Here is a 24671-nt window from a genome sequence, read left to right on the forward strand (position 1 = left end):
AAGGCGATGCCGCACCTCAGCGCTCGGCAGCCTGTTCCTGCAGGATCGGCGTTGCCAGCGCAAAGGCGTGGTTGGCCGCCGGCACGCCGCAGTAGATGGCCGCCTGCAGCAGCACTTCCTTGATCTGCTCGGGCGTGACGCCATTGTTGCGCGCCGCGCGCACGTGCAGCTTGAATTCTTCGTCGTGGCCCAGTGCGACCATCATCGACAGGGTGATCAGCGAGCGGGTATGCGCAGGCAGGCCGTCGCGGGTCCAGATGGTGCCCCAGGCGTAGCGGGTGATCAGGTCCTGGAATTCGCTGGTCAGCTCGGTGCGTGCGGCCAGCGAGCGGTCGACATGGGCATCGCCCAGGACGCGTCGGCGTTCGCGCAAGCCGGCCTGGTAACGCTCGTCTTCGTGCATGAGGGACCTCGTTGGGGGAAGGATCAATCGGCCTGGAGAAAGCCCAGCACCGCGTCATTGAACGCAGCCGGCGATTCCAGGTTGCAGATGTGTCGCCCGGGCACCTGGGCGTAATGACCATCGGGCGCGGCGTAGGCGATCTCGCGCAGATTCGGCGGCGGGCAAACCGGGTCGTCGTCGCCGGCCAGGGCCAGCAGCGGCAGGGTGAGCCCGTCCAGCGCGCCGCGAAAATCCGCCTCGGCCACCGCCTGGCAACAGGCGATGTAGCCCGCCGGCGAGGTGGACACGAACGCGGCCGCGATCATGTCCAAACGCTGCGCATGGCTGAGGGCGAAGGCCGGCGTGAACCAGCGCTGCAAGGTGGCATCGATCAGCATCGGCAGGCCCTCGCTGCGCACCTGCTCGATGCGGGTTTCCCAGGTGGCGGTACTGCCGATCTTCTGCGCGGTGGCGCAGAGCACCAGCCGCCGCAGCCGCTGCGCCGCGTGCAGGCCCAGCCACTGCCCTGTGAGGCCACCGATGGACAGGCCGCAGAAGTCGCTGCGCTCTATCCCCAGCGCGTCCCACAGCGCCAGCACGTCCTGGCCCAGGTCGGCCACGCTGTACGGGCCGGCGGGCGTGTCCGAATACCCGTGGCCGCGGCGGTCGTAGCGCAGGATGCGGTAGTGCGGGGCGAAGGCGTCGATCTGCACGTCCCACATGTGCAGGTCGGTGCCGAGCGAATTGCAGAAGGTGAGCCAGGGGCGTCCTTCGGTACCGTCCAGGCGGTAGTGCAGGCGATGGGTGGGCAACTGGAGATAAGCCATCGGAGCACCGTCAGCGGGAAGAAGAACCGGCCAGCACGCGATCGATCCAGACCGAGGACATGCCGCGCCAGCTGTCGGTATCGAACACCGCCTGCAGTTGCGCGTGCGTGAGCACCGCGCTCACCTGTGCGTCCTCGCCCAGCACCTCGCGCAGATGCCGCTGCTGCGCCTGCGCGCGCGCCACCGCCTGTTCGACCAGCGCGTGGGCCTGCGGCTTGCCCAGCTGCGGGGCCAGCGCGAACACCGCCGCCTCGGCGTAGAGCACGCCGCCATGGCTGTCCAGATGCGCCCGCATGCGCACGCGGTCCAGCTCCAGGTCGCGCAGGCAGGCCTGCATCTGCGCCAGGCTGCCGGCGGTGAGGCAGACGATCTGCGGCACGGTGTCCCATTCGGCATGCCATTGCCCGGCCGCGCGCTCGTGCGGCTGCGCCATCGCGCTGAACAAGGTGGCCACCAGCCCAGGCACGCGCGTGGCGGCGGCCACCGCTGCCACGCTGGAGACCGGGTTGCGCTTGTGCGGCATCGCCGACGAGCCCCCCTTGCCGGCAGCAGACGGCTCGAAGGCTTCGCCGACTTCCGACTGCATCAGCAGCACCACATCGCCACCGATCTTGCCCAGCGTGCCGGCCAGCAGGGCGAACGCGCAGCCGACCTCGACGATGCGGTCGCGCGCGGTGTGCCATGGCAAGGCCGGCAGCGGCAGCGCCAGCGTGGCGGCCAGCGCCTGCGCCACGTCCAGCCCGCGCTGCTGCAGCGAGGCCAGGGTGCCGGCGGCGCCGCCGAACTGCAGCACCAGCGCATCGTCCTGCAATGCCTGCAGGCGTTGCTGCGCGCGCTGCAGCGCATCCAGCCAGCCGGCCACCTTGAGCCCGAAGGTCACCGGCACCGCCTGCTGCAACAAGGTGCGCCCGGGCAGGCCGGTGTCGCGCTCACGGGCAGCCAGTGCAGCCAGGTCGCCACACAGGCCGTGCAGGCGCGGCAGCAGCAGATCGAGCGCGGCGCGCAGTTGCAACACCATGCCGGTATCGATGACGTCCTGGCTGGTGGCGCCCCAGTGCACCCAGCGCGCGGCGGCGGCATCCTGCGTGGCGACGCGCGCGGTCAACGCCTTGACCAATGGAATGGCGGGGTTGCCCGCCAGCGCGGTGGCCTGCGCCAGGGTGGCGATGTCGTAGTGCTGCACATCGCAGGCGGCTGCGATGGACGCGGCAGCGTCGGCAGGAATCACACCGCACTGCGCCTGCGCGCGCGCAAGCGCGGACTCGAAGTGGAGCATGGCCTGCACGCGCGCCGCATCATTGAACAAGGCATCGCACGCCGGCTCGCCAAACAAGGATCCCAACAGCAACGACGTCGCGCTCATGCATTGCCTCTCTTGGCGTGACGGCAGCATGGCACCGAAGCAGGGGGGTGCCAACTAGACGTTAGGGCAATGCGAGCCGCGCCGCAGCCGGTAGCGACACCGGTGATGCAGCGCGCCGCTGTGTTGATGCGCGCGCCGCCGGGCGCTTCTGCGCGTGCTGGCGAAGGCGGTGCACGCAAGTGACGACGTACATGCCGTTCACGCAGGCACCGTGCTGGGCAAGCACCACCCGGCGAACCGCCGGCATCCCGCCATCGCACCGACGACATCGCGCAGGCAGCGGGCGCGTCAGTAATGGAAGAACACGGTTTCCGCATCGCCCTGCATGTGGATGTCCCAGGCGTAGGCACCGCCGCCGCGCGGCTGGGCCAGCAGGCTGGCACGCCGTTGCGCCGGCACCAGGGCCAGGATGGGATCAGTGCCCAGCTGCGGGTCGTCGGCGAAGTACAACCGTGTCGAGGCGCCACGCAGCAAGCCGCGCATGAACACCAGTACAGTCAGGTGCGCGGCCTGCTGGCGGCCATCCGGCCCGGCCACGGCGCCCGGCTTGATGGTGGTGAATGCAAAACGCCCCTGCGCATCGGTGGGCACGCGGCCCCAGCCGTCGAAGCCGGGGGCGTGCGCCGCATGACGGGCATCGGCGGCATGCGCGTAGATGCCGGCGGCATCGGCTTGCCACAGCTCCAGCACCGCGTCGGCGACTGGAACGCCGGCGCCATCGAAGACGCTACCGCTGATCTGCACGGGCGTGCCGGCGACGTGCCCGGGTGCGAGCTGGTCGCGATACAGCGGCTCCAGCCCGAGCCGGTAGTACGGGCCCACGGTTTGCGACGGGGTGGCGTGCAGGCTCATCGGCTTACTCCCAGACCGTTTGTTTGCGACCGCGCAACACGATGTCGAAACGGTAGGCCAGCGCGTATTCGCTGATGGCGTTTTCCCAGTCGAAACGGGACACCATGCGCTCGCGTGCCTGCGCATCGTCGACGCAGTTGTAGATGGGGTCGTGCGCCAGCAGCGGGTCGCCGGGAAAATACATCTGGGTGATCAGGCGCTGCCCGATGCCGTCGCCATGCAACGAAAAATGGATGTGCGCCGGCCGCCAGGCGTTGTAGTGGTTGCGCCACGGATACGCGCCCGGCTTGATGGTCTTGAACGCATAGCGGCCGTGATCGTCGGTCAGCACCTGGCCGGTGCCGCGGAAGTTGGAGTCCAGCGGCGCGTCGTGGCGATCGCCTTCGTGCTGGTAGCGGCCGGCGGCATTGCATTGCCAGACTTCCACCACGCTGTTGCGCACCGGCTTGCCGTTTTCGTCCAGGACGCGGCCGGACACGATGATGCGCTCGCCCAGCGGCTGGCCATCGAATCCTGCGGTGAGATCGGCGGCATGCTCTCCCAGGGTGAGGCGGTCCATGCGCGGGCCGGTGACTTCGGACAGCGTGGCCGGAATCTCGATCGGTGCCTGCAGCGGTCCACGCAGGGCCGTGGAGGCATAGGCCGGATGCAGGTAGGCCGGCTGGGTGCCCGGACGGGTGCGGCGGTAGCCGAGCAGCGGATCGGCGGGTGGCGTCTCAAGGGTGGCATCGCGCATCGTGAGATCTCCGTCGGCCGCGGTGCGGCGCGTTCAAGCGGTGTGGGTGTGCGGTGGTGGCGCGGTCGGTTGCCATCGATGGCCTAGAGACGCTCGATGGCCAGGGCAACACCCTGCCCCACCCCGATGCACATGCTGGCCAGGCCGAGCCGCCCGTTGCTGGCCTCCAGCTGCCGCAGCAGGGTAAGCGCCAGCCGCGCACCGCTCATGCCGAGCGGATGGCCCAGGGCGATGGCGCCGCCATTGGCGTTGACCCGGGCCGCATCGTCGTCCAGCCCGAATGCCCGCGTGCAGGCCAGTGCCTGCGCAGCGAAGGCTTCGTTGAACTCGATCGCATCGAAGTGGTCGATCTGCAGGTTCAGGCGGGCGAGCAGGCGTTGGGTGGCCGGCACCGGGCCGATGCCCATGTACGCCGGCTCCACGCCTGCCGACGCAAAGCCCAGCACGCGGGCGCGCGGCGTCAGCCGATGGGTCTGCACGGCCTGTGCGGAGGCCAGCAGCAAGGCCGCCGCACCATCGTTGATGCCCGAGGCATTGCCGGCAGTCACGCTGCCGGGCTGGCGGAACACCGGCTTGAGCTTGGCCAGCATCTCGGCGGTGGTGTTCGGCCGCGGCGCTTCGTCGTATTCGACGGTGCTGGCCTCGCCGCCCTTGCGCGCAGCCACCGGCACCGAGGTGATCTCGCCATCGAAGAACCCGGCCGCCTGCGCCGCCGCCGCGCGTTGCTGGCTGCGCAGGGCGAAGGCGTCCTGGTCCGCGCGTGCGATGGCATATCGCTGCGCCACGTTTTCGGCGGTTTCGCCCATCAGCTCGGTGCCGTAGGCCGCCTGCAGGCGCGGGTTGATGAAGCGCCAGCCCATGGTGGTGTCTTCCAGTTGCTGGGTGCGCGCAAACGCGCTTTCGGCCTTGCCCATGACCCAGGGCGCACGCGACATCGATTCGACCCCGCCGGCAATGGCCAGCCCCAGCTCCTGCGCGCGGATGCCGCGTGCCGCGGTGCCGACCGCCTCCAGCCCCGAGCCGCACAGCCGATTGAGGGTGCAGCCCGGCACCGAACTCGGCAGCCCCGCCAGCAACAGGCTCATGCGCGCGACGTTGCGGTTGTCTTCGCCGGCCTGGTTGGCGCAGCCCAGGTAGACATCGTCGATGGCGGCCGGGTCCAGCTGCGGCTGGCGCGCCAGCAACGCGGCGATCGGCACCGCGCCCAGGTCGTCGGCACGCACGCTGGACAGCGCGCCGCCGTAGCGGCCGATCGGCGTGCGGATGCCATCGATCAGATAGACCTCGCTCATGCGTCGGCTCCAGCCGATTGGGTGCCATGCGCGGCGTCAGTGCGTGCCTGCAGCGCGCGCAATGCCTGCAGTTCGTCTGCGCTGGGCAGGCTGGTCTGCACCAGATCGGCGGCAAAGCGGATCGGCCAGCCGGTGGCGGCGCTGACCTGCTCGGGCGCGATGCCAGGGTGCAACGAGGTGACGGTGAGCTCGCGGGTCACCGGATCGGGCTCCATCACGCACAGGTCGGTGACGACCACGGTGGGGCCTGCGCCGGGCAGGCCGGCACGGGCGCGTGCATCGCCACCGTCCAGATGCCCGACCGTGGTGATGAAATCCAGCGCCGCCACGAAGCTGCGCCTGGATTGCCGCATGATGATGAACACCTGCCTGGCACTGGCCGCGATCTCCGGCGCACCGCCGGCGCCAGGCAGGCGCGTCCTGGGGGCGGCGTAATCGCCGATCACCGTGGTGTTGAGGTTGGCGTGGCGGTCGATCTGCGCCGCGCCCAGAAAGCCCACGTCCACGCGGCCGCCCTGCAACCAGTAGCGAAAGATCTCCGGCGTGGACACCACGGTGTCGGCGGTCTCGGCCAGCTCGCCGTCGCCGATCGACAGCGGCAGCACATCCGGGCGGGCGCCGATGGGGCCGGATTCGTAGATCAGGGTGACATCCGGCGCATGCGTGAGCCGGGCCAGATTGGCCGCGGTGGACGGCAGGCCGATGCCGACGAAACACACCGCCCCATCCGGCAGGCGGCGCGCAGCCGCCACGGTCATCATCTCGTTGGTGCTGTAGTCGCTCATGCGGCCACCTGTTGCTGCGCGTGCGCATACACACGCTGGAAGGCGGTGAAGTCCTCGGTATCGAGAATGTGGGTCTGGATCCAGGCCTGGAAGCGGGCACGGTCGCGTGCGATCGCGTCCCAGCCCAGATAGAACCGGTTGTCGCGCGCGTAATAGCCGTGCGCGTAGGACGGCGCCGCGCCGCCGGGCACGTGGCAGACCGCGTCCACCACCCAGCGCGGCAGGATGCAGGCATTGGGCGGCGCCTCCAGGGTGTCGACGATCTCTTCCACCGTCACGATCACCTTGCGCGCGGCCAGCGCGGCTTCCTTCTGCACGCCCAGGATGCCCCACAGCAGCACGTTGCCGCGGCGGTCGGCCTGCTGGGCATGGATCACGGTGACATCCGGGTTCACTGCCGGCGTCGCGGCCAGCGTTTCGCCCGTATACGGGCATTGCAGGAATTTGATGCTGTCGTTGACGCGCGGCAGGTCCGAGCCCACGTACCCGCGCAGCACCGCAAACGGCAGCCCCGAGGCGCCGGCAACGTACGCGTTGGCCATGTCGGCGTGGCTGTGCTCGCGCAGGTGCAACGGCTGCGGCCAGGCATGCTCCACCGCATCGCGCAGCCGGTGCAGCGAGCCCACGCCTGGATTGCCACCCCAGGAAAACCGCAACGCCGATGCGCAGCCTGCGCCGATCAGCTGGTCGTAGATCAGGTCCGGCGTCATACGCACCAAACGCAGGTCGCGCTTGCGCTGGCGGATCACCTCGTGCCCGGCCGCGTGCGGGATCAGGTGGGTGAAGCCTTCCATCGCCACGCAGTCGCCATCGGCGATCAGCTGCGACACCGCATGGTTCAGCGAAACGATTTCGACCATGGCACGACCCCGGGGCTGCGAAGGTGCTGCCACGGTAGAGCCGGCCAGCGGGCGGGGTCAATGCGATTATCGACGGATTGATTCGATAATCGCACGTTTTCGATGGGCCTGTAACGCGCCCACATTGTCTCCGGTGTATACATAACTTCGCTCGCAAGCGGACGCCAGCGTCGCAATGGGCGTCCACTGGTTGCCGGCCGGCGCGTCGGCGCCGATTCGCATCCCAGGTTGTATACAAACCCCAGGAGTCACGGTCATGTCCCAGTCCAAGCCGCTGTTTCCCCTCAACGCGTGGTACGCCGTCGCCTGGGACCACGAAATCAAGCACGCCCTGAGCCCGCGCAAGGTCTGCAACCTGGAGGTGGTGCTCTATCGCAGCACCGCCGGGGCGGTGATCGCGCTCGAAGATGCGTGCTGGCATCGCCTGGTGCCGCTGTCAATGGGCAAGCTGCGCGGCGATGACGTGGTGTGCGGGTATCACGGCCTGGTCTACAACACCCAGGGCCGCTGCGTGCACATGCCGTCGCAGGAAACCATCAACCCGTCGGCCTGCGTCCGCAGTTTTCCGGTGGCCGAGAAGCACCGCTACGTGTGGATCTGGCCGGGCGACCCGGCCAAGGCCGACACCGCGTTGATTCCCGACCTGCACTGGGCGCATGACCCGGCCTGGGCCGGCGATGGCCGCACCATCTACGCCAAGTGCGATTACCGGCTGGTGCTGGACAACCTGATGGACCTGACCCACGAGACCTTCGTGCATGGCTCCAGCATCGGCCAGGACGAAATCGCTGAAGCGCCGTTCGATGTGGTGCACGGCGACCGCTCGGTGGTGGTGTCGCGCTGGATGCACAACATCGACCCGCCACCGTTCTGGGCCAGCCAGATCGCCCGTCACCTGGATTACCACGGCAAGGTCGATCGCTGGCAGATCATCCGTTTCGAAGCACCCGGCACCATCGCCATCGATGTCGGCGTGGCCATCGCCGGCACCGGCGCACCGGAAGGCGACCGCAGTCAGGGCGTCAACGGCTACGTGCTCAACACCATCACCCCCGAGACCGACACCACCTGCCACTACTTCTGGGCGTTCATGCGCAACTACGCGCTGCACGATCAGTCGTTGACCACGCTGACCCGCGCCGGTGTCACCGGTGTGTTCGGCGAAGACGAGGCGGTGCTGGAAGCGCAGCAACGCGCGATCGACGCGCACCCGGATCACACCTTCTACAACCTCAACGTGGATGCCGGCGGCATGTGGGCGCGGCGGGTGATCGACCGCCTGATCGCACAGGAGCAGCGCGCGCAGGATTTGTCGCTGCGCATGGTGGGCTGAGCGCATTGCGCAGGAGACCACCATGCCACCGACCACGCCCTTCCATAGCAGTGCCGCGCAGACCACGCGCGCGCTGCTGTCGCTGCGCGAACTGATACTCGACGGTACCCTGCCGGCGGGGACGCGGCTGTCCGAGCTGGCCGTGGTGCAACGGCTGGGCATGTCGCGTACTCCGGTGCGCGCGGCCTTGCAGCGCCTGTGCGAAGAAGGCCTGGCCAACGCCCTGCCGGGCGGCGGCTATGCGGTACAGGCCTTCAGCGAGCGCGACGTGCACGACGCCATCGAACTGCGCGGCACGCTCGAAGGCCTGGCCGCGCGGATCGCCGCCGAGCGCGGCGTGCCCGCGACGCAACTGGCCCAGGCGCGCACCCTGCTGACGCAGATCGACGCCATCATCGGCGCGCCGCTGGAGACCGTCGACTTCAGCGCGTATGTGGAGGCCAATGCGCAGTTCCACGCGCTGTTGATCGCCATGGCCGGCAGCGACGTGCTCGAACGCGCCCTGACCCGCGTGGTGCAGCTGCCGTTCGCCTCGCCCAACGGGCTGGTCATGGCGCAGACCAGCGATGCCGATGCACGCCTCATCCTCACCCTGGCGCAGGACCAGCATCGCGAAGTGATTGCCGCCATCGAGCACCGCCAGGGCGGCCGCGCCGAGGCGCTGATGCGCGAGCACGCACGCCTGGCGCACCGCAATCTGCGCCACATCCTGCAAACCCCTGCCGCGGTCAGCCAGGTGCGCGGTAGCGCCCTGATCGGCCGTGCCCATGCCTCCAACGCCGGCACCGGCCGGCCTGGCCTTCTGCCCGGAGTACCCCATGCGTAAAGACACCCAGTGGCACCGCGCCCACGTCGTCAGCATTGCCGATGCCTGCGAGGGCGTGCGCGAAATCGTGCTCGACCCAGGCCCGGCCGCGCGCAGCTTCGAGGTGGGCAGTCATGTGGATTTCCGCGTGCATCTGCAGGGGCGCAGCGATGTGCGCTCGTATTCGCTGGTGGGCGAGCCGCGCAAGGATGGGTACTACCGCATCGCGGTGCGGCAGATGCCTGACAGCCGCGGCGGCTCGCGCCACATGTGGACGCTGCAGCCCGGCGATGTGGTGGAGATGTCGCCCCCCAGCAACAACTTCGCGCTGGACGAATTGGGCGAGGAAATCCTGTTGATCGCCGGCGGGATCGGCATCACGCCCATCCTGGGCATGGCGCAGCGGCTGGCGCAGCGGCACCAGGCGTTCCGCCTGCTTTACGTCGGCCGCTCGCGCCGCGCCATGGCATATGTGGACGAGCTGGAAACACAGCTTGGTCAGCGCCTGCAGCTGCACTGCGACGACAGCGCCGGTCCGCCCGATCTTGCCGCCGAGCTGGCGCGGCTGTCGCCCAATGCCGAGGTCTATGTGTGCGGGCCGCTGGGCATGCTGGAGGCGGTACGCCAGCACTGGCACGCCGCCGGCCGGCCACGCGCGCGGCTGCACTTCGAGACCTTCGGCAACAGCGGCCGGGTGCCGGCACAGGCGTTCGTGGTCAAGCTGCCCGGGCTGGGACTGGAAGTGCCGGTGGCCGAAAACGAATCCATGCTCGATGCCCTGGCGGATGCCGGCGTGGAGCTCATTGCCGAATGCCGCCGCGGCGAATGCGGCCTGTGTGCGGTGGACGTGCTCGACAGCGCGGCCGACATCGACCACCGCGACGTGTTCTTCAGCGACGAACAACGCCGCGAAAACCGCAAGCTCTGCGCCTGCGTGTCGCGCGCGGTGGGCGGCAGCATCAGCATCGATACCGGCTACCGCGGCGAGCTGGGCTGAGCACGCCTGTCAGCGTGCACCGCGCCGGCTGGCATGCGGGCGCGGTGTGGCGGTGGCATGCGCGCGTCCGTGCGGGACCAGACAGGCCCGCACGGCTGCATGACTGTCCGCGCCGCGCTGCGCACCGCCGCGCAGCCGTCGTGCTTGCATCCTCACGCGCATGCGCGATCATCTGCGCATGGAGTCGACTCACTACAGGACTGTCCCGGCGCCGGCCTTGAACCCGCGCCAGGAGCAATTAGTGGCATTGGTACGGCAGCAGGGCTTTGCCGACGTCGAGGGGCTGGCAACGCGCTTTGAAGTCACGCCGCAGACCATCCGCCGCGATCTGACCTTGCTGTGCGATGCCGGCGTGCTGCGCCGGTATCACGGTGGCGTCAGCATGCCTTCGAGCGTGGAGAACCTGGCCTACACCGCGCGCAAGGCGCTGCAGGCGCGCGAAAAGCAGCACATCGCCGCGCAGGTGGCGCGCTTCATTCCCGACGATGCCTCGCTGTTCATCAACCTCGGCACCACCAACGAGGAAGTGGCGCGCGCGTTGCTGCAGCATCGCGGCCTGCGCGTGATCACCAACAACCTCAACGTGGCGGTGATGCTCAGCGCCAATCCCAGCTTCGAGGTGATCGTGGCCGGCGGCGTGGTGCGCGGACGCGACCAGGGCGTGACCGGCGAGGCCACGGTGGAGCTGATCCGCCAGTTCAAGGTGGATTTCGGGGTGATCGGCATTTCCGGTATCGACCTGGACGGCACCCTGCTGGATTTCGATTACCAGGAAGTGCGCGTGGCCCAGGCCATCATCGAGCACTCGCGGCAGGTATTGCTGGCGGCCGACCACAGCAAGTTCGGCCGCAATGCGATGGTGCGGCTGGGCGCGATCGCCCAGGTGCACGACTGGTTCACCGACCGACCGCCGCCGCAGGAGCTGGCTGCAGTGCTGGCCGAGGCCGGCACCCGCGTGCATCTGGCGGACGCGCCAGAGTCCGGCTGAGCCGGATGTTCGTTTGTGTACATTCTTGAACTTCCGACCTGGGTGTAGGTCGCTGGCGATAGCCGCGAGTAATCGCAAACATGGCTTTCGATAGTTTATTAGCGCAGTTACCCATCACCTGCGGCCTTTCGGCTCTTCACACTCCCGCAAGGTGCGATGTTCGAATATGTTCGAACATGACAACTTGGGTTCGCTCAGTGGCGAATCCGGACGGAGGCACCGATGGGCGAGACGTACGATCTTCTGGTGGTAGGCGGTGGCATCAATGGGGTCGGCATTGCCCGTGATGCGGCCGGCCGCGGCCTGTCGGTGTGCCTGTGCGAGCAGGACGATCTGGCCGCGCACACCAGCAGCGCCAGCACCAAGCTCATCCACGGCGGCCTGCGCTATCTGGAACAGTACGAGTTCGCGCTGGTCGGCAAGGCGCTGGCCGAGCGCGAGGTGCTGCTGCGGCTGGCCCCGCACATCATCTGGCCGCTGCGCTTCCTGTTGCCGCACCAACCGCATCTGCGCCCGGCCTGGATGATCCGTGCCGGCCTGTTCCTGTACGACCACCTGGGCGGCAGCAAGCGCAGCCTGCCGCGCTCGCGCCGGCTCTCTTTGCGCACGCATCCGGTTGGCGCGCCGCTGCAGGAATCCTTGCGCACCGGCTTCGTGTATTCCGATGCCTGGGTGCAGGACGCACGACTGGTGGTGCTCAACGCGATGGATGCCGCCAGGCGCGGTGCCAGGATCCATACCCGCACCCGCTGTGTCGGTGCCTGGCGCGATGCCGGGTTCTGGTACGCCGAACTCGAAGACCGCCAGGGCCGCCGCCGCACCGTGCAGGCGCGCGCGCTGGCCAATGCCGCCGGCCCGTGGGCGGTGTCGTTCCTGGACAAGGTGGCCGCGGTGCCGCACCAGCACGCGCTGCGTCTGGTCAAGGGCAGCCACATCGTGGTGCCCAAGTTGTTCGATCACGACCACGCGTACATCTTCCAGCAACCGGACCGGCGCATCGTGTTCGCCATTCCGTACGAACACGACTTCACCCTGATCGGCACCACCGATGTCGATTACGAGGCAGATCCGGCCGCGCCGAAGATCGATGCGGCCGAAGTGCAGTATCTGTGCGATGCGGTGAACCTGTACTTCCAGCAGCAGATCAGCCCCGCGGATGTGGTGTGGAACTACAGCGGCGTGCGCCCGCTGCTGGACGACGCCGAAGACAACGCCGCCGAAGTGACCCGCGACTATCAACTCGAAGTGGTCAACGACGGTGCACCGTTGCTCAACGTGTTCGGCGGCAAGCTCACCACCTACCGCAAGCTCGCCGAAGAAGCGGTCGACCGGCTCACCCATGCGCTGGGCGCGCGCAAGCCGGCATGGACTGCACGCGGCGAAGCCTTGCCCGGCGGTGAGCAGCGCGACATCGCCAGCCTGCTGGAGCGCATGCGCAACGCGCGGCCCTGGTTGCCGGCGGCCACCGCGCAGCGGCTGGTGCGCAACTACGGCACCTGTGCAGACCAGCTGTTGGGCGATGCGCAGGACCTGGCCGGTCTGGGCACGCACTTCGGCGCGGACCTGTACCAGGCCGAGGTGGATTACCTGCAGCAGCACGAATGGGCACTGACCGCCGACGATATCCTGTGGCGGCGCAGCAAACTCGGCCTGCGCATCGATGCGGCCGGCCGCCAGCGGCTGGAAGACTATCTGCAGACGCACGCACTGCAGCAACGCGACGTCGCAACCGTCTGAACACACGCGTTGCCGGCGAGGACGGGTCGTCCGGCAACGTATCCTGGCGCATTGCCGGCATCACCCCGAGCCACGTGGAGGGCACCCCTGATGAGCACCACCCGATTCCCCGGCGCGCCAGCGCGCGCGTCGCAGCACCCTGCCCGCAGCCGTGACCAGCATCCGGGACTGCCCGCATGAACCGTCAGCTCGTGGGTGAGTTGATCTCCGAAGCGGTGGCGATGTTCATCATCATCGCGCTGGGCGATTCGGTCGCGGCGATGTATGTGCTCTACGACCCCAGCCCGTATCAGAACGCCTATTGGGGCGTATGCATCGCCTGGGGTTTGGCGGTCACGCTGGCCATCTATGTCACCGGTTCGGTGTCCGGCACCCACGCCAACCCGGCGGTGACGCTGGCGCTGGCGTTGTTCCGCGATTTCTCCTGGAAGAAGGTCGTGCCGTACTGGATCGCCCAGGTCATCGGTGCGTTCCTGGGTGCGGCCATCGTCTACCAGTTGTACGGGCCGGTGATCGACCATTACAACCAGGTTCAGCAACTCACCCGCGAAGCCGGCGGTGCCGCCGGGGTGTTCTTCACCGCACCCGGTCTGGCGGTCACGCCGATGCATGCGCTGGTCGACCAGATCATCATCACCGCGTTCCTGATCTTCGGCATCTTCGCCATTACCGAGCGCTTCAACGAAGCCGCGCCGGGCGCCAATTCCGGAGCGTTGATGATCGGCCTGCTGGTGGCAACGCTGGGCGCATCGATGGGCTATCTGGAAGCGTGGGCGATGAACCCGGCGCGCGATTTCGGCCCACGCCTGTTCGCGTATTTCGCCGGATGGGGCGAGGCGGCGTTGCCGGCCAAGGACAATTACTGGTGGATCCCCATCGTGGGGCCGCTCATCGGCGGGCCGATCGGCGCACTGGCGTATCAGTGGCTGATCCTGCCCTTCCTGCCGGCGCGCGTGCGCCATCTGCAGGGCGAGCCAGCCCCGCACGACCCGCGCTGATCACGGCACGCCGGCCCTGCGGCCCCAACGACCTGCGTGCAGCGGCGGATCGACGCGCGGCTGCGCAGCTCGCCGGGCCGCACCAACCACTCTCGCCGTGCGCAACCGCCGGCACCGTAGAGGAAACCCTGATGGAAAAGCAGTACGTCCTTGCGATCGATCAAGGCACCACCAGCTCGCGCGCGATGTTGTTCGATCGCCAGGGCAAGGTGGCCGGCGTGGCGCAGCGCGAGTTCGGCCAGATCTTCCCGCAGCCGGGCTGGGTGGAACACAACCCGCGCGAGATCATGACCAGCGTCTACACCACCATCACCGAGCTGCTCAACAACGCGCAGATCGACGCGCGCTCGATTGCCGGGATTGGCATCACCAATCAGCGCGAAACCGCGGTGGTGTGGGACAAGGCCACCGGCCAGCCGATCTACAACGCCATCGTGTGGCAGTCGCGGCAGACCAAGGACATCTGCACCCAGCTCAAGGAGGCCGGGCATGAGCAGATGGTGCGCGACAAGACCGGCCTGCTGATCGATGCGTATTTTTCCGGCACCAAGGTCAAGTGGATCCTCGACCATGTCGAAGGTGCGCGCGAGCGCGCGCGCAACGGCGAGCTGGCCTTCGGCACCATCGACAGCTGGCTGATCTGGAACCTCACCGGCGGTAAGGTACACGTCACCGATTACACCAACGCCTCGCGCACCATGATGTTCAACATCCACACGCTGGAATGGGACGCCGAGCTGCTGGCGATGCTCGACGTGCCGAAGGAAATGCTGCCGGAGGTGCGCTCGTCCAGCGAAGTCTACGGCATGACCCAGACCCAGTATTTCTACGGCGAACAGGTGCCCATCGCCGGCATTGCCGGCGACCAGCAGGCCGCGTTGTTCGGCCAGGCGTGTTTCGAGCCGGGCATGGCGAAGAACACCTATGGCACCGGCTGTTTCATGCTGATGAACACCGGCGACAAGGCGGTGGCGTCCAAGGCCGGCCTGTTGACCACCATCGCCTGGGGCGTCGACGGCAAGGTCGAATACGCATTGGAAGGGGCCATCTTCGTCGCCGGCTCGGTGGTGCAGTGGTTGCGCGACGGCCTGCGCATGCTGGGCAAGGCCAGCGACTCGCAGGCCTATGCCGAACGCGCCGGCGACAACGATGGCGTCTACATCGTGCCGGCATTCGTGGGCCTGGGCGCGCCGTACTGGCGCAGCGACATTCGCGGTGCGGTGTTCGGCCTGACCCGTGGCACCAGCAAGGAACACTTCGTGCGTGCGGCGGTCGAATCCATGGCCTACCAGACCCGCGACGTGCTCACCGCGATGCAGAGTGACTCAGGCATCGAACTGAAGGAGCTGCGCGCCGACGGTGGCGCCATCGCCAACGACTTCATGGCGCAGTTCCAGAGCGACATCCTCAACGTGCCGGTGCTGCGGCCGGAAGTGGCCGAAACCACGGCACTGGGTGCGGCGTATCTGGCGGGGCTTGCGACCGGGTTCTGGAGCAGCCGCGAAGAGATCGCCAAGCAGTGGGCGGTGGATCGTCGCTTCGAGCCGGCGATGGCCGAGGACAAGCGCGAACAGTTGTATGCCGGCTGGCAGCAGGCAGTGGAAGCGACGATGGGTTTCCGCATCGGCTGAGTGATTCACCTGCGCAGACGCTGCCTGCGTTTACCCGACGCGCGGGTCATGCATCCCTGAAACGCAGATCGCCGGCCTGCAGCCTGCAGGCCGGCGATCAGGCACCGACTTAGAGCTGCTAACAACACGTAGCGAGCGGTCGTCAGGTGGGTACGGACGGCGCGGAGGAACCGCAGTGTACGAGTGGTACATGAGGATTCCGAGCACCGACCGCGCCCGCCTGGCGGCCGCGCAGTGGTTTTGCTAGCTGCTCTTACTGGCCGCCGGTATTGGCGCGGCCGGCGATGGTATCCGGATCCCAATGTTCCTTGATCAGGCCCTTCTCGATCCGGAACATGTCGAACCAGGTGGTGGTATAGGTCTTGCTCGGATCACGCGGATCCGGCAGCGTGCGCACCGACACCAGCGTCACCAGATCACCATCGGCAGTGATGGCCACCAGCGGCAACTGCACCCGCTCCTGTACCGGGCTCTTGGGAACGAACGCGGTCAGGAACCTGATGAACGCATCGCGCCCGTTGGCCACATTCGGGTTGTGCTGGATGTAGTTCTTGTCCATGTAAAACGGGGCGTAATCCACCTGGCCGGCTTCGAACACGATGCGCCAGAAATCGTAGACCAGGCGCTTGTTGGCAGTTTCCAGCCAGTTGGAGCCGATCAGCATCTTCTGGTGGTTGGTGTTTTCGGTCACCGCGGTCTGCGCGAACGCCGCCATCGGCGCAACCAGCATGATCAGTAACAAAGCGCGAGAAAACAGGGTCTTTTTCATGGGGATCTCCTCGGGTGGAAGGGGCCTTGCGCGTGCGGGGGACTCGGCATACGGCGCACGATTGGATTTGACGTGTGCGTGCTCGGACAGCGACCGCCACGCGTCCAGGCCACCCTACCGAGCAGGTCCGTTACCGCGCTAGCCACCCGAAAGTGCACCAGGACACTTCTGCAATTGCTGGTAATCAAAGAATTACCTTCAGGGTTGCGGTGTCAGGCGCTGACCGGATCGACCAGTGGCAGCCCTGCGTAGTTTTCTGCAATGGTCGTGCGCCCTGCCGCGCTGCCGAGCAGATAGTCCAGCTCGGCGGTTCGGATGCGTGCGGTGAAGGCGTCTTCATCGTCGAAGGTATGCAGCAGCGTGGTCATCCACCAGGAAAAGCGCTCGGCCTTCCACACCCGCCGCAATGCCAGCGCCGAATACTGCTGCAACACACCGGCATCGCCGGATGCCTTCCAGCGCGCGAACAGCTGCGCAAGCAGGCCGACATCGGCCAATGCCAGATTCAGTCCCTTGGCGCCGGTCGGCGGCACGATATGCGCCGCATCGCCGGCCAGGAACAGGCGGCCGTATTGCATCGGTTCGGCCACGAAACTGCGCAGCGGCGCAATGCTCTTCTCGATCGACGGACCGGTGACCAGGCGCGTGGCCAACGCGTCCGGCAGACGTGCGCGCAATGCATCCCAGAATGCCTGGTCGCTCCAGGCGTCCACGCGCGCGTCGGCCGGCACCTGCACGTAGTAGCGGCTGCGCGTGGGCGAGCGCATTGAACACAAGGCAAACCCCAGCCGGTGCCGCGCATAGATCAGCTCATCGTGCACCGGCGGCGTGTCGGCCAGCACGCCCAGCCAGCCGAAGGGATACACGCGCTCGAACACGCGCTGGCGCTCGGCGGGAATGCTGGCGCGACTGACGCCATGAAATCCATCGCAGCCGACGATGTAGTCGCAGTCCACCTGCAGGCGGGTACCGTGATGCATGAATTCCACGCGCGGCGCAGGGCTGTCCAGCGCGTGCAGGCTGACCTGGTCTGCGTTGTAGTAGGTGGGCGCACCGCTGCGCTGACGTGCCTGCATCAGATCGGCGGTGACCTCGGTCTGGCCATACACGGTGACCGCGCGACCACAGCTGTGCAGCAGATCGATGCGTTCGCGCCGGCCGTCCAGCGACAGCTCGAAGCCATGATGCGGCAAACCTTCGCGTTGCACGCGCTGGCCCACGCCAGCGTATTGCAGCAGGTCCACGCTGCCCTGCTCCAGCACGCCGGCACGGATACGCCCCAGCACGTGGTCGGGCGCCTGCCGTTCGACGATGAGCGTATCGATACCGGCGCGCAGCAGCAGCTGGCCCAGCAACAGGCCGGACGGGCCGGCACCGATAATCGCAACCTGCGTCCGCATGGGGCGCTCCTGTTCTCAATGACCAGGCCGGCAGTGTCGGTAGCCAAACGCGGGCATTGAAGGGATGATTACCCGCAGTGCTTGGACTTTTCGACGATGCCCACACGCGCGCGCCAGACCGATGCATCTACTGCTGTGCCCGCGTTCGGCCTGTATGGCGAACGGCACGCGCACGCGCCGGAACTGCTGCATTGGGAATCGATCGCCGCACGCAGCCGGCTGCATGACTGGCATATCACCCCGCACCGGCACCAGGACCTGGCGCAGTTGCTCTACGTGCAACGCGGGCCCGCCACGTTGCAGCTGGATGGACGAACCCAGCGCCTGCGTGGCGCCAGCGTGGTGTGGCTGCCGCCGCTCTGCGTCCACGGGTTTGCGTTCGACCCGCGCGTGCGTGGTCACATCATCACCCTGTGCATGCCACTGGTGCGCAGCGCACTGGGCGCAGCACCGCTGCTGCAACCGGGCCTGGCGGCACCGGCCGTACTGCAGGCAGCCCAGGCGCGGCGCCTGCTCGATGCCTTGTTCGCCAGCATCGCCGACGACCACGCGCATCAGCGCCCGGGGCACGAAGCGGCGCTACAGGCGGCGGCTACCCACCTGGTGATCTGGACCGCACGTGCCGCGCTGCAGGGCCTGCACGCGGCGGAAAATGCAGCGCAGGGCGACCCCGGCTTGCGCCATCTGCGCGCCTACCAGGCCTTGATCGACCAGCATTACCGCGCACATTGGCCGATCTCCCGCTACGCCGGTCAGCTGGGACTGACGCCGGGGCATCTCACGGCCTTGTGCCGCCGGTTGGCCAATGCCTCGGCGCTGGAGCTGCTGCAGCGCAGGGTCATGCTGGAAGCGCGCCGCAGCCTGCGTTACACCAGCCTGAGCGTGCAGCAGATCGCCGCAGCGCTTGGATTTTTCGACGCTGCCTACTTCAGCCGCTATTTCGCACGGCACGCGGGATGCTCGCCCACGCAATTTCGCGCGAGCGCGTAAGCGCGCAGCCACGCCACACGCGCAGGTGAGCCGCAGCCGCATTGGCCGCGTTGGCCGCGTTGGCCGCCACGGCAACAGCAAGCGGCCATGTCGCACCCCGGCTTGCACCGACACCGGGCACGCCGATGCCGGCGCAGGCGATCAAAACGGGTACTGCGGCACCTCGTTCTTGATCGTCAGCCACTGCCAATGGGTGTACTGCTCCCAATCGGCAGGGCCACCAACGCTGGTGCCATTGCCGGAAGCGCCGGTACCGCCAAACGGGTTGATCACCTCATCCACCACGGTCTGGTCGTTGATATGCAGCAGGCCCGGATGCAGGCGCTCGCCCAGGGCCATCGCACGCGACACCGAGGCCGACATGATGCCGGCCGCCAACCCGTACTCGCCGTGGTTGGCCATCTCGGCAGCTTCTTCATCGGTATCGAACACCGCGATATTGATCACCGGCCCGAACACTTCTTCGTCGAACACACGCATGCCGGGGCGCACGTTGGACAGCACGGTAGCCGCGTAAAACAGCCCTTCGTTGGTGGCGCCGGCTTCCACTACGGCGCCGGCAGAGACACTGTCGGTGACGATGTCGATCACCCGCTGCAACTGGCGCTGGTCGATGATGGGCCCGAGCGCCACCGTGCCGCTGACCGGGTCGCCCACCGGCAGGTGCCGCGCCTTTTCCGCCAGCCGCTGGGTCAGCGCCTGCGCCACGCTGCGCTGCACCAGCACCCGGCCGGTGGCCATGCAGATCTGGCCTTGGTGCAGGTAGGAACCGAACGCGATGGCCGAGGCGGCCCTGTCCAGGTCCGCATCGTCCAGCACGATCACCGCATTGTTGCCGCCCAGCTCCAGTGCGACCTTTTTCAGATGCCGTCCGGCGAGTTCGCCGATGCGGCGACCGGCGGCGGTGGAGCCGGTGAAGGCAATCATCGGAATTTCCGGCGATTCCACCAGCGCCTGGCCGATCTGCGCATCGCCATGCAGCACGTGCAGCAGCCCCTTGGGCAGGCCGGCTTCTTCGAGCACCTGCGCGATGATCACCCCGCCGGTGTACGGCGTGCGCGGATCGGGCTTGAGGATGACCGCATTGCCCATCGCCAGTGCCGGCGCCACCGAACGCAGCGACAGGATCAGCGGGAAGTTGAACGGCGAGATCACCGCGATCACGCCCAGCGGCAGATGGCGCGCAAGACTGAGCTGGCCGGCGGCGGTGGGCAGCACCTGCCCCACCGCCTGCAACGGCAGGCCGGCCGCCTGTTGGTAGAACACCACCGCCTCATCCACCTCGCGCTGCGCCTTGGGCAGGATGCCGCCGGTTTCCCGTGCGATCAGCAGCGCCGCTTCCGCGCTGCGCGCCTGCATCACCTGGGCGGCGCGATGGAAGATCGCCGCGCGCTCGCGCGGCGAGGTCGCCGCCCATGCGCGCTGCGCCTGCTTGGCCTGCGCCACGGCGGCCTCGACGTCGGCCAGGTCGGCCTTGCTCACCTCGTGCAGCAGGCCGCCGGTGGCCGGCTCATAGATCGGCAGGGCGCCGCCGTTGCCGGGCACCCACTCGCCGTTGAAGATGCAGCCGTGCCACGCGGGGGTGTCGTTTGCAGCGACCGCTGCGCTGGGAAGAGCATTCATGGTCTAGCCTCCTGCTGAAAACAGTGGGGGTGATTTACAGGGTGGTGGATGCCAGGCCGCCATCGACCGGCAGGGTGATGCCGTTGATCCAGCGCGCGGCATCGGATGCAAGGAACACGATGGCGTCGGCCACTTCGTCGGCATACGCCGGGCGCGTCATGCGCTTGGCATCTTCCTTGACGCGCTCCTCGCCCAGCATCGCAGCGAAATCGCCCAGGATCGGCGTGAATACCGGCCCCGGCGAGACGTTGTTGACGCGAATGCCACGCTCGGCGAACCACGGCCGCGATTGCAGCAAAGTCCACACGATCAGGGCTTCCTTGAAGTATTGATAGCAGGTGTCGTGCGCCACCGGGTGCGCAGCCAGCCAGGCGCTGCCAGCCTCGAAACTGTCGGTGGCGGCCAGCTGCTTGTGCAGGTCCAGCCGCTGCGGCCAGTCTGCGCCCAGGATCGAGGCGACGTTGATGATGGCGCCGCCGGACACGATGCGCGGCAACAGCGCATGGCTCAGATGACGCAGGCCCAGGTAGTTGACGCGCGCCACCGCATCCAGCGGCGCGGTGCCCGGCACACCGGCCACATTGGCCAGCGCATCGATGCGCTCGGGCAGTGCGCGCACCAGCGCATCGATCGACGCCGGGTCGCCCAGGTCGGCCTGATGAAAGCCGTGCAGCGTCATCTGCACCGGCGTGCGATCGACACCGATCACCGTGGCGCCATGAAACCGTGCCAGGCGTGCGACCTCTGCGCCGATGCCCGAGGCCACACCGGTCACCACGATCGTCTTGTTCTGCAAATTCATTGCCACCCTCCGTAGGAGCCAGCCGTGCCGGCGCTAGAACACATGGACGTACTGCAGGTTGAGGTTGTTGCCGGAGGCCGCGTTCCTGACCTCCACCGGCAGGTAAAGATTGGCAAACAGCATGTTGCTGGCATCCAGCCGCCACGCGCCGCCCGGGCCGGCATAGAAGATGCGTTGCCGGCTGTCGGGCACGCGCTGGCCATTGGTGCGGTTGTCGCGGAACTGGGTCAGGTAATAGGCGTTGACGCCCAGCCGCACATCCGGCGCCACTTCCCAGGACGTGGCGAAGTTGATCCAGCCCGCATCGCCGGCCTGCCCGTTACGGAAGTCGAATCCGTCGGGCAGATTGGGCCGGCGCTCGCTGCGGAAGTTGTAGACGTAGTTGAGGCGCGCGCTGATTTCCCAGTTGGGCGTGGGCAGCACGGTGAAGGCGTAGTTCGGCACCAGCGACCAATACCCGGCACCCTGATTCAGATCGCGGTCGCGGTCGAACTTGCCAACCGGTGCCACCGCATCGATTTCGAAACGCTGCGAAAACACCGGCCGCCCGTCGCGCATCACCGGCAGCATCTGCAGGTACGGCCCGAAGGTCAGATCGCCCACGCCGGCGCCGTTGTCGCGCAGGGTGGCGATGCTGTTGCGGCCGAACGAGGCGTCCAGGTTGATCAGCGGTATCAGCGTGTTGATGCCGAGCGCGCCACCAAAGAGCTTATACGGCGTGACATAGGCGATCTGGGTCAGCAGCAGGGTCGAGTCGATGCGCGGATTGGCGAACACCGGCACATCGTCGCCCTGCGCGTCCTTGACTGCATCCAGCGAGGTCTGGCGCAGATAGGTGACCACCGCCCAGCCGGGCGTGGTGCGGGTGAAACCGTCCAGGAAGCTGGTGCCGCCGGTATTGAGGCCGTTGGTCAGCGCCGCGCTTTGCGGAACGCCCTGCGCCAGCGCCGCACCGCCGGTACACACCCCCACCGCGCCAAGTGCGGCGCAAAGCGTCCAGGACACCCGTCGACCTGCGCCACGCACCACCGTTGTTCGAATCACTGCGGACATCTCCAGCGTTGGGAGGAAACAACAGGACGTGCCAGACGGCACGCGTCAGGCAGGCGGCATCGCCGCGCTGTAGACAGCACGTGCAAACAGGTTGTGCGAAGGAGGACGCTGCCAGGCGCTGGCCTGCAGCGCGCGGCTTACGGCGAGTCGAGCCGGTCCAGGCGATCGAGCGCGCGCAGCAACGGCGCCTCGCTGGTGCCGAGCACGGCACTGAGCTGCCGCTCCATGCGCAGCACCTCGGCTTCGGCATCGGTCAGCAGGGTGACGCCGGCCGGCGTCAGCGACAGATGCTGCATGCGCCGGTCCTGGCGCCCGCGCACCTGCCGCAACAGGCGGCGCTTGACCAGGCGCGCCACCACGATGGCCAGGTTGGGCGGCGACACATGCAGCACATCGCCGATCTGGCGCTGGTTGATGCCCGGGTTGCCGTCCACCAGCATCAGCAGCGAAAAGTCGACCGGCTTCAGATCGAAGGCCGCCACGCAGTCCTGAAACATCCGCCGGACCAGCAGCTCGGTGCGGGTGATGCGGTAGCCCAGCAGCCGCAACAGGCGCGCCTGGTCCACCGTGGTGACGGCATCGGGCAACGGTGCAACGGCGGCGGTAGCGGACATGACGGTTCTCGCGACAAAGGCAGCGGGCGGCACGGGACGCCCCAGGCGCCCGGTCCGCAACGCCGATCCCCGGCGTGCACCGCATTGTAGACGCGGCCGGCCGTACCGATGTGGACGTGCCGCCCGCCCTCGCTTGCGCTGTGCAGGTGTCTGCCTGCGCAACGGCCGCTGCCGCCTTCCACGCGCGTGCCCGGCTGCGCGGCAGCGGTGCTGCGGCGCGCGGGGGACGGCGGTGATCCAGGCACGGAGTGGACATGAGATCCGGTCGGCATGTGATTGCGTTCCGGAATAGTTATGGATCATAACTACATTGCCAAGCTGCACCGCAGCATGGTCGCGTCCGCTAAATCGCGGACTGGATGAAGGCCAGCCGGTGCGCGCGGCAGTGCGACACGCTGCTGCCTCTAACGCTCCACGCAGGCGGCCGGTGCAGACTTGCGGCGCACATACACGCCGCAAGCCGCAGGCGTTGCACGGCCAGATGACGCCGCCCGCTTACGGCAGCCAGAGTTTTTCCAGCTCGCGGAAGCCCCAGTCGCCCGGGCTTTCCATCTGCGCGATGCGGTCCTGGCAGTCGGGGCGCGACAGGTCGATGTCCTGCACCAGCACATGGCTGCGCAGCCTGGCCGAATAGAACACACGCACCTTGGGCTTGAGCAGCGCGTCGGGCGTCTGTTCGATCACCACGGCCAGCTTCTGCGATTCCAGACGCACCAGCGAACCGACCGGATAGATCCCCAGCCGGCGCACGAAGGCCTGGAAGATCACCGGGTCGAAGTGGCCTTTCCATGACGCCATCTGCTTGAGCGATTCGGCCGGATCCCAGCCGCGCTTGTACGGGCGGTCGGAGCTGATGGCATCGTAGACATCGCACACCGCGCCCATCCGCGACATCAGCGAGATCTCTTCGCCGGCCAGACGGTTCGGGTAGCCGCTGCCATCCATCTTTTCGTGATGGTGCAGCGCAATTTCCAGCACTACCGCGTTCTGCACGCCACCGGCCACCAGCAACCGATGCCCGTCCAGCGGATGCTGGCGCATGATGTCCATTTCGTCGTTGGTGAGCCGGCCGGGCTTGTTGAGAATGTCCAGCGGCGTCACCGCCTTGCCCATGTCATGCAGCAGGCCGCCCATCGCCGCTTCCACGACCTGCGGCTCGGGCAAACCGAGCTGACGCGCCAGCCCGCTCATCAGGCCGGCCACCGCCATCGAGTGCAGGTAGGTGTAATCGTCGGCGGTCTTGAGCCGCGCCACGCTGATCAGGGCCTGCGGATGACGCAGCACCGAATCGTTGATGGCCTCCACCAGCGGCATCGCCGCCTCGGTGTCGACGGTGCGCCCCAGCCGCACGTCGCGGAACATCGCCTCCACCGTGTCGCGGCCGTCTTCGAAGATCTTGCGTGCGCGCACCACTTCGGCCTCGATGCCGACCTGCGCGGTGACGCTGTTGGTACGCACACCGCGCGTGCTGGACGCCGGCTCCGGTGGCTCCGGCACGGGCGGCGGCGATGGCGTGTCAGTCGCCCCGGGTGCGGGCGTGGATGCGCCGGTGTCCACGTCGAGCCCGCGCGCGGTGTCGATCACCAACTGCTCGATCCGGCTGCCATGGATCTTGTCCACGTCCTGCGAATCGACCAGGAACGACGTCTTCCAGAACGGATGATGCACCCATGCGCCCAGCAGCTTGCACACATACATGCCGGGACGGAGTTGGTCGGAGTCGATGGTTCTGAGCATGCCGGCGCTGGTCTGCACGAGGGTCACGGAAGAGGCCGCCGCGGGCTTGGCGGTCTTCGTGGTTATCGGCAACCGGCTCGATTTCTTTGACCACCGG

At 67.6% G+C, this 24671-nt stretch carries 23 protein-coding genes and 1 other RNA gene; 8 read left to right on the forward strand and 16 right to left on the reverse strand.

Going from position 1 to position 24671, the window contains the following annotated elements; translation table 11 throughout:
* Positions 1-16: 16 nt before the first annotated feature.
* The 8 genes from pcaC to XnspCFBP7698_RS14850 all read right to left on the reverse strand — a co-directional run bounded on the left by pcaC (position 17) and on the right by XnspCFBP7698_RS14850 (position 7097).
* Positions 17-403 (reverse strand): 4-carboxymuconolactone decarboxylase, encoded by a 387-nt coding sequence (gene pcaC / locus XnspCFBP7698_RS14815; RefSeq protein ID WP_039408723.1) that lies wholly within the window; start codon positions 401-403, stop codon positions 17-19.
* A gap of 23 nt (positions 404-426) precedes the next feature.
* On the reverse strand, positions 427-1209 hold the full coding sequence (gene pcaD, locus XnspCFBP7698_RS14820; RefSeq protein ID WP_047695504.1) for a 3-oxoadipate enol-lactonase: 783 nt from the start codon (positions 1207-1209) through the stop codon (positions 427-429).
* A 10-nt stretch (positions 1210-1219) separates the two neighbouring features.
* Positions 1220-2572 carry a 3-carboxy-cis,cis-muconate cycloisomerase gene (locus XnspCFBP7698_RS14825; protein ID WP_123137542.1) on the reverse strand — a complete coding sequence of 451 codons (1353 nt, stop codon included), beginning with the start codon at positions 2570-2572 and terminating at the stop codon, positions 1220-1222.
* 288 nt (positions 2573-2860) lie between these two features.
* The gene (pcaG, locus tag XnspCFBP7698_RS14830) at positions 2861-3424 is read right to left on the reverse strand and encodes a protocatechuate 3,4-dioxygenase subunit alpha (protein ID WP_123137543.1); all 564 of its coding nucleotides are present in this window, start codon (positions 3422-3424) and stop codon (positions 2861-2863) included.
* 4 nt (positions 3425-3428) lie between these two features.
* Positions 3429-4160 carry a protocatechuate 3,4-dioxygenase subunit beta gene (gene pcaH / locus XnspCFBP7698_RS14835; RefSeq protein WP_123137544.1) on the reverse strand — a complete coding sequence of 244 codons (732 nt, stop codon included), beginning with the start codon at positions 4158-4160 and terminating at the stop codon, positions 3429-3431.
* 83 nt (positions 4161-4243) lie between these two features.
* The gene (gene pcaF, locus XnspCFBP7698_RS14840) at positions 4244-5452 is read right to left on the reverse strand and encodes a 3-oxoadipyl-CoA thiolase (protein WP_104579357.1); all 1209 of its coding nucleotides are present in this window, start codon (positions 5450-5452) and stop codon (positions 4244-4246) included.
* Positions 5449-6237: a CoA-transferase subunit beta gene (locus tag XnspCFBP7698_RS14845; protein ID WP_123137545.1), complete on the reverse strand. Its 789-nt coding sequence runs from the start codon at positions 6235-6237 to the stop codon at positions 5449-5451. Before XnspCFBP7698_RS14845 ends, pcaF begins: the two co-directional genes overlap by 4 nt.
* Positions 6234-7097, reverse strand: coding sequence for a CoA-transferase (locus XnspCFBP7698_RS14850; RefSeq protein ID WP_104579359.1), 864 nt, complete (start codon positions 7095-7097; stop codon positions 6234-6236). Before XnspCFBP7698_RS14850 ends, XnspCFBP7698_RS14845 begins: the two co-directional genes overlap by 4 nt.
* Before the next feature lie 256 nt (positions 7098-7353).
* On the opposite strand from XnspCFBP7698_RS14850, the gene XnspCFBP7698_RS14855 reads away from it, so the two are divergent.
* From XnspCFBP7698_RS14855 to glpK, 7 genes are all read left to right on the forward strand, one after another.
* On the forward strand, positions 7354-8430 hold the full coding sequence (locus XnspCFBP7698_RS14855) for an aromatic ring-hydroxylating dioxygenase subunit alpha (protein ID WP_039408740.1): 1077 nt from the start codon (positions 7354-7356) through the stop codon (positions 8428-8430).
* Between the two features lie 22 nt (positions 8431-8452).
* The gene (locus tag XnspCFBP7698_RS14860) at positions 8453-9256 is read left to right on the forward strand and encodes a GntR family transcriptional regulator (RefSeq protein ID WP_123137546.1); all 804 of its coding nucleotides are present in this window, start codon (positions 8453-8455) and stop codon (positions 9254-9256) included.
* Positions 9249-10232, forward strand: coding sequence for a PDR/VanB family oxidoreductase (locus XnspCFBP7698_RS14865; RefSeq protein ID WP_123137547.1), 984 nt, complete (start codon positions 9249-9251; stop codon positions 10230-10232). The genes XnspCFBP7698_RS14860 and XnspCFBP7698_RS14865 overlap by 8 nt, the downstream gene beginning before the upstream one ends.
* A gap of 160 nt (positions 10233-10392) precedes the next feature.
* Positions 10393-11220 (forward strand): DeoR family transcriptional regulator, encoded by an 828-nt coding sequence (locus tag XnspCFBP7698_RS14870; protein ID WP_123137548.1) that lies wholly within the window; start codon positions 10393-10395, stop codon positions 11218-11220.
* Positions 11221-11442: 222 nt separating this feature from the next.
* A complete protein-coding gene (gene glpD, locus XnspCFBP7698_RS14875; RefSeq protein WP_047695514.1) occupies positions 11443-12957 on the forward strand; it encodes a glycerol-3-phosphate dehydrogenase in 1515 nt (504 codons plus the stop codon).
* 176 nt (positions 12958-13133) lie between these two features.
* Positions 13134-13955: an MIP/aquaporin family protein gene (locus XnspCFBP7698_RS14880; protein ID WP_123137549.1), complete on the forward strand. Its 822-nt coding sequence runs from the start codon at positions 13134-13136 to the stop codon at positions 13953-13955.
* Between the two features lie 131 nt (positions 13956-14086).
* Positions 14087-15586, forward strand: a complete 1500-nt coding sequence (gene glpK / locus XnspCFBP7698_RS14885; protein WP_039408760.1) for a glycerol kinase GlpK — start codon at positions 14087-14089, stop codon at positions 15584-15586.
* A gap of 116 nt (positions 15587-15702) precedes the next feature.
* Here glpK and XnspCFBP7698_RS14890 read toward each other — a convergent pair.
* From XnspCFBP7698_RS14890 to pobA, 3 genes are all read right to left on the reverse strand, one after another.
* Positions 15703-15778, reverse strand: a non-coding RNA gene (locus XnspCFBP7698_RS14890) — sX9 sRNA.
* Positions 15779-15839: 61 nt separating this feature from the next.
* Entirely contained in the window at positions 15840-16355 is a 516-nt protein-coding gene (locus XnspCFBP7698_RS14895) for a nuclear transport factor 2 family protein (protein ID WP_039408763.1), read from the reverse strand.
* A gap of 212 nt (positions 16356-16567) precedes the next feature.
* Positions 16568-17755, reverse strand: coding sequence for a 4-hydroxybenzoate 3-monooxygenase (gene pobA / locus XnspCFBP7698_RS14900; RefSeq protein WP_123137550.1), 1188 nt, complete (start codon positions 17753-17755; stop codon positions 16568-16570).
* Between the two features lie 96 nt (positions 17756-17851).
* Between pobA and XnspCFBP7698_RS14905 the strand changes: the two genes are divergently transcribed.
* Positions 17852-18745: a helix-turn-helix domain-containing protein gene (locus XnspCFBP7698_RS14905; RefSeq protein ID WP_123137551.1), complete on the forward strand. Its 894-nt coding sequence runs from the start codon at positions 17852-17854 to the stop codon at positions 18743-18745.
* A gap of 141 nt (positions 18746-18886) precedes the next feature.
* Here the strand turns inward: XnspCFBP7698_RS14905 and XnspCFBP7698_RS14910 are convergent, their stop codons facing one another.
* From XnspCFBP7698_RS14910 to XnspCFBP7698_RS14930, 5 genes are all read right to left on the reverse strand, one after another.
* Positions 18887-20368: a benzaldehyde dehydrogenase gene (locus XnspCFBP7698_RS14910; protein ID WP_123137552.1), complete on the reverse strand. Its 1482-nt coding sequence runs from the start codon at positions 20366-20368 to the stop codon at positions 18887-18889.
* Between the two features lie 34 nt (positions 20369-20402).
* Positions 20403-21170 (reverse strand): coniferyl-alcohol dehydrogenase, encoded by a 768-nt coding sequence (locus XnspCFBP7698_RS14915; RefSeq protein ID WP_123137553.1) that lies wholly within the window; start codon positions 21168-21170, stop codon positions 20403-20405.
* Between the two features lie 33 nt (positions 21171-21203).
* A complete protein-coding gene (locus XnspCFBP7698_RS14920; RefSeq protein WP_123137554.1) occupies positions 21204-22223 on the reverse strand; it encodes a transporter in 1020 nt (339 codons plus the stop codon).
* A 137-nt stretch (positions 22224-22360) separates the two neighbouring features.
* The gene (locus tag XnspCFBP7698_RS14925; RefSeq protein ID WP_039408776.1) at positions 22361-22837 is read right to left on the reverse strand and encodes a MarR family transcriptional regulator; all 477 of its coding nucleotides are present in this window, start codon (positions 22835-22837) and stop codon (positions 22361-22363) included.
* Positions 22838-23332: 495 nt separating this feature from the next.
* Positions 23333-24574 carry an HD-GYP domain-containing protein gene (locus tag XnspCFBP7698_RS14930; protein WP_123137573.1) on the reverse strand — a complete coding sequence of 414 codons (1242 nt, stop codon included), beginning with the start codon at positions 24572-24574 and terminating at the stop codon, positions 23333-23335.
* Between the last annotated feature and the right edge of the window lie 97 nt (positions 24575-24671).

This window comes from Xanthomonas sp. CFBP 7698, from assembly GCF_003600855.1.
Classification (GTDB): Bacteria; Pseudomonadota; Gammaproteobacteria; order Xanthomonadales; family Xanthomonadaceae; genus Xanthomonas; species Xanthomonas cannabis.

Coding starts and splice junctions, on each gene's coding strand:
- pcaC (WP_039408723.1), bottom strand. CDS start 403: ATGCACGAAGACGAGCGTTACCAGGCCGGCTTGCGCGAACGCCGACGC.
- pcaD (WP_047695504.1), bottom strand. CDS start 1,209: ATGGCTTATCTCCAGTTGCCCACCCATCGCCTGCACTACCGCCTGGAC.
- XnspCFBP7698_RS14825 (WP_123137542.1), bottom strand. CDS start 2,572: ATGAGCGCGACGTCGTTGCTGTTGGGATCCTTGTTTGGCGAGCCGGCG.
- pcaG (WP_123137543.1), bottom strand. CDS start 3,424: ATGAGCCTGCACGCCACCCCGTCGCAAACCGTGGGCCCGTACTACCGG.
- pcaH (WP_123137544.1), bottom strand. CDS start 4,160: ATGCGCGATGCCACCCTTGAGACGCCACCCGCCGATCCGCTGCTCGGC.
- pcaF (WP_104579357.1), bottom strand. CDS start 5,452: ATGAGCGAGGTCTATCTGATCGATGGCATCCGCACGCCGATCGGCCGC.
- XnspCFBP7698_RS14845 (WP_123137545.1), bottom strand. CDS start 6,237: ATGAGCGACTACAGCACCAACGAGATGATGACCGTGGCGGCTGCGCGC.
- XnspCFBP7698_RS14850 (WP_104579359.1), bottom strand. CDS start 7,097: ATGGTCGAAATCGTTTCGCTGAACCATGCGGTGTCGCAGCTGATCGCC.
- XnspCFBP7698_RS14855 (WP_039408740.1), top strand. CDS start 7,354: ATGTCCCAGTCCAAGCCGCTGTTTCCCCTCAACGCGTGGTACGCCGTC.
- XnspCFBP7698_RS14860 (WP_123137546.1), top strand. CDS start 8,453: ATGCCACCGACCACGCCCTTCCATAGCAGTGCCGCGCAGACCACGCGC.
- XnspCFBP7698_RS14865 (WP_123137547.1), top strand. CDS start 9,249: ATGCGTAAAGACACCCAGTGGCACCGCGCCCACGTCGTCAGCATTGCC.
- XnspCFBP7698_RS14870 (WP_123137548.1), top strand. CDS start 10,393: ATGCGCGATCATCTGCGCATGGAGTCGACTCACTACAGGACTGTCCCG.
- glpD (WP_047695514.1), top strand. CDS start 11,443: ATGGGCGAGACGTACGATCTTCTGGTGGTAGGCGGTGGCATCAATGGG.
- XnspCFBP7698_RS14880 (WP_123137549.1), top strand. CDS start 13,134: ATGAACCGTCAGCTCGTGGGTGAGTTGATCTCCGAAGCGGTGGCGATG.
- glpK (WP_039408760.1), top strand. CDS start 14,087: ATGGAAAAGCAGTACGTCCTTGCGATCGATCAAGGCACCACCAGCTCG.
- XnspCFBP7698_RS14895 (WP_039408763.1), bottom strand. CDS start 16,355: ATGAAAAAGACCCTGTTTTCTCGCGCTTTGTTACTGATCATGCTGGTT.
- pobA (WP_123137550.1), bottom strand. CDS start 17,755: ATGCGGACGCAGGTTGCGATTATCGGTGCCGGCCCGTCCGGCCTGTTG.
- XnspCFBP7698_RS14905 (WP_123137551.1), top strand. CDS start 17,852: ATGCCCACACGCGCGCGCCAGACCGATGCATCTACTGCTGTGCCCGCG.
- XnspCFBP7698_RS14910 (WP_123137552.1), bottom strand. CDS start 20,368: ATGAATGCTCTTCCCAGCGCAGCGGTCGCTGCAAACGACACCCCCGCG.
- XnspCFBP7698_RS14915 (WP_123137553.1), bottom strand. CDS start 21,170: ATGAATTTGCAGAACAAGACGATCGTGGTGACCGGTGTGGCCTCGGGC.
- XnspCFBP7698_RS14920 (WP_123137554.1), bottom strand. CDS start 22,223: ATGTCCGCAGTGATTCGAACAACGGTGGTGCGTGGCGCAGGTCGACGG.
- XnspCFBP7698_RS14925 (WP_039408776.1), bottom strand. CDS start 22,837: ATGTCCGCTACCGCCGCCGTTGCACCGTTGCCCGATGCCGTCACCACG.
- XnspCFBP7698_RS14930 (WP_123137573.1), bottom strand. CDS start 24,574: ATGCTCAGAACCATCGACTCCGACCAACTCCGTCCCGGCATGTATGTG.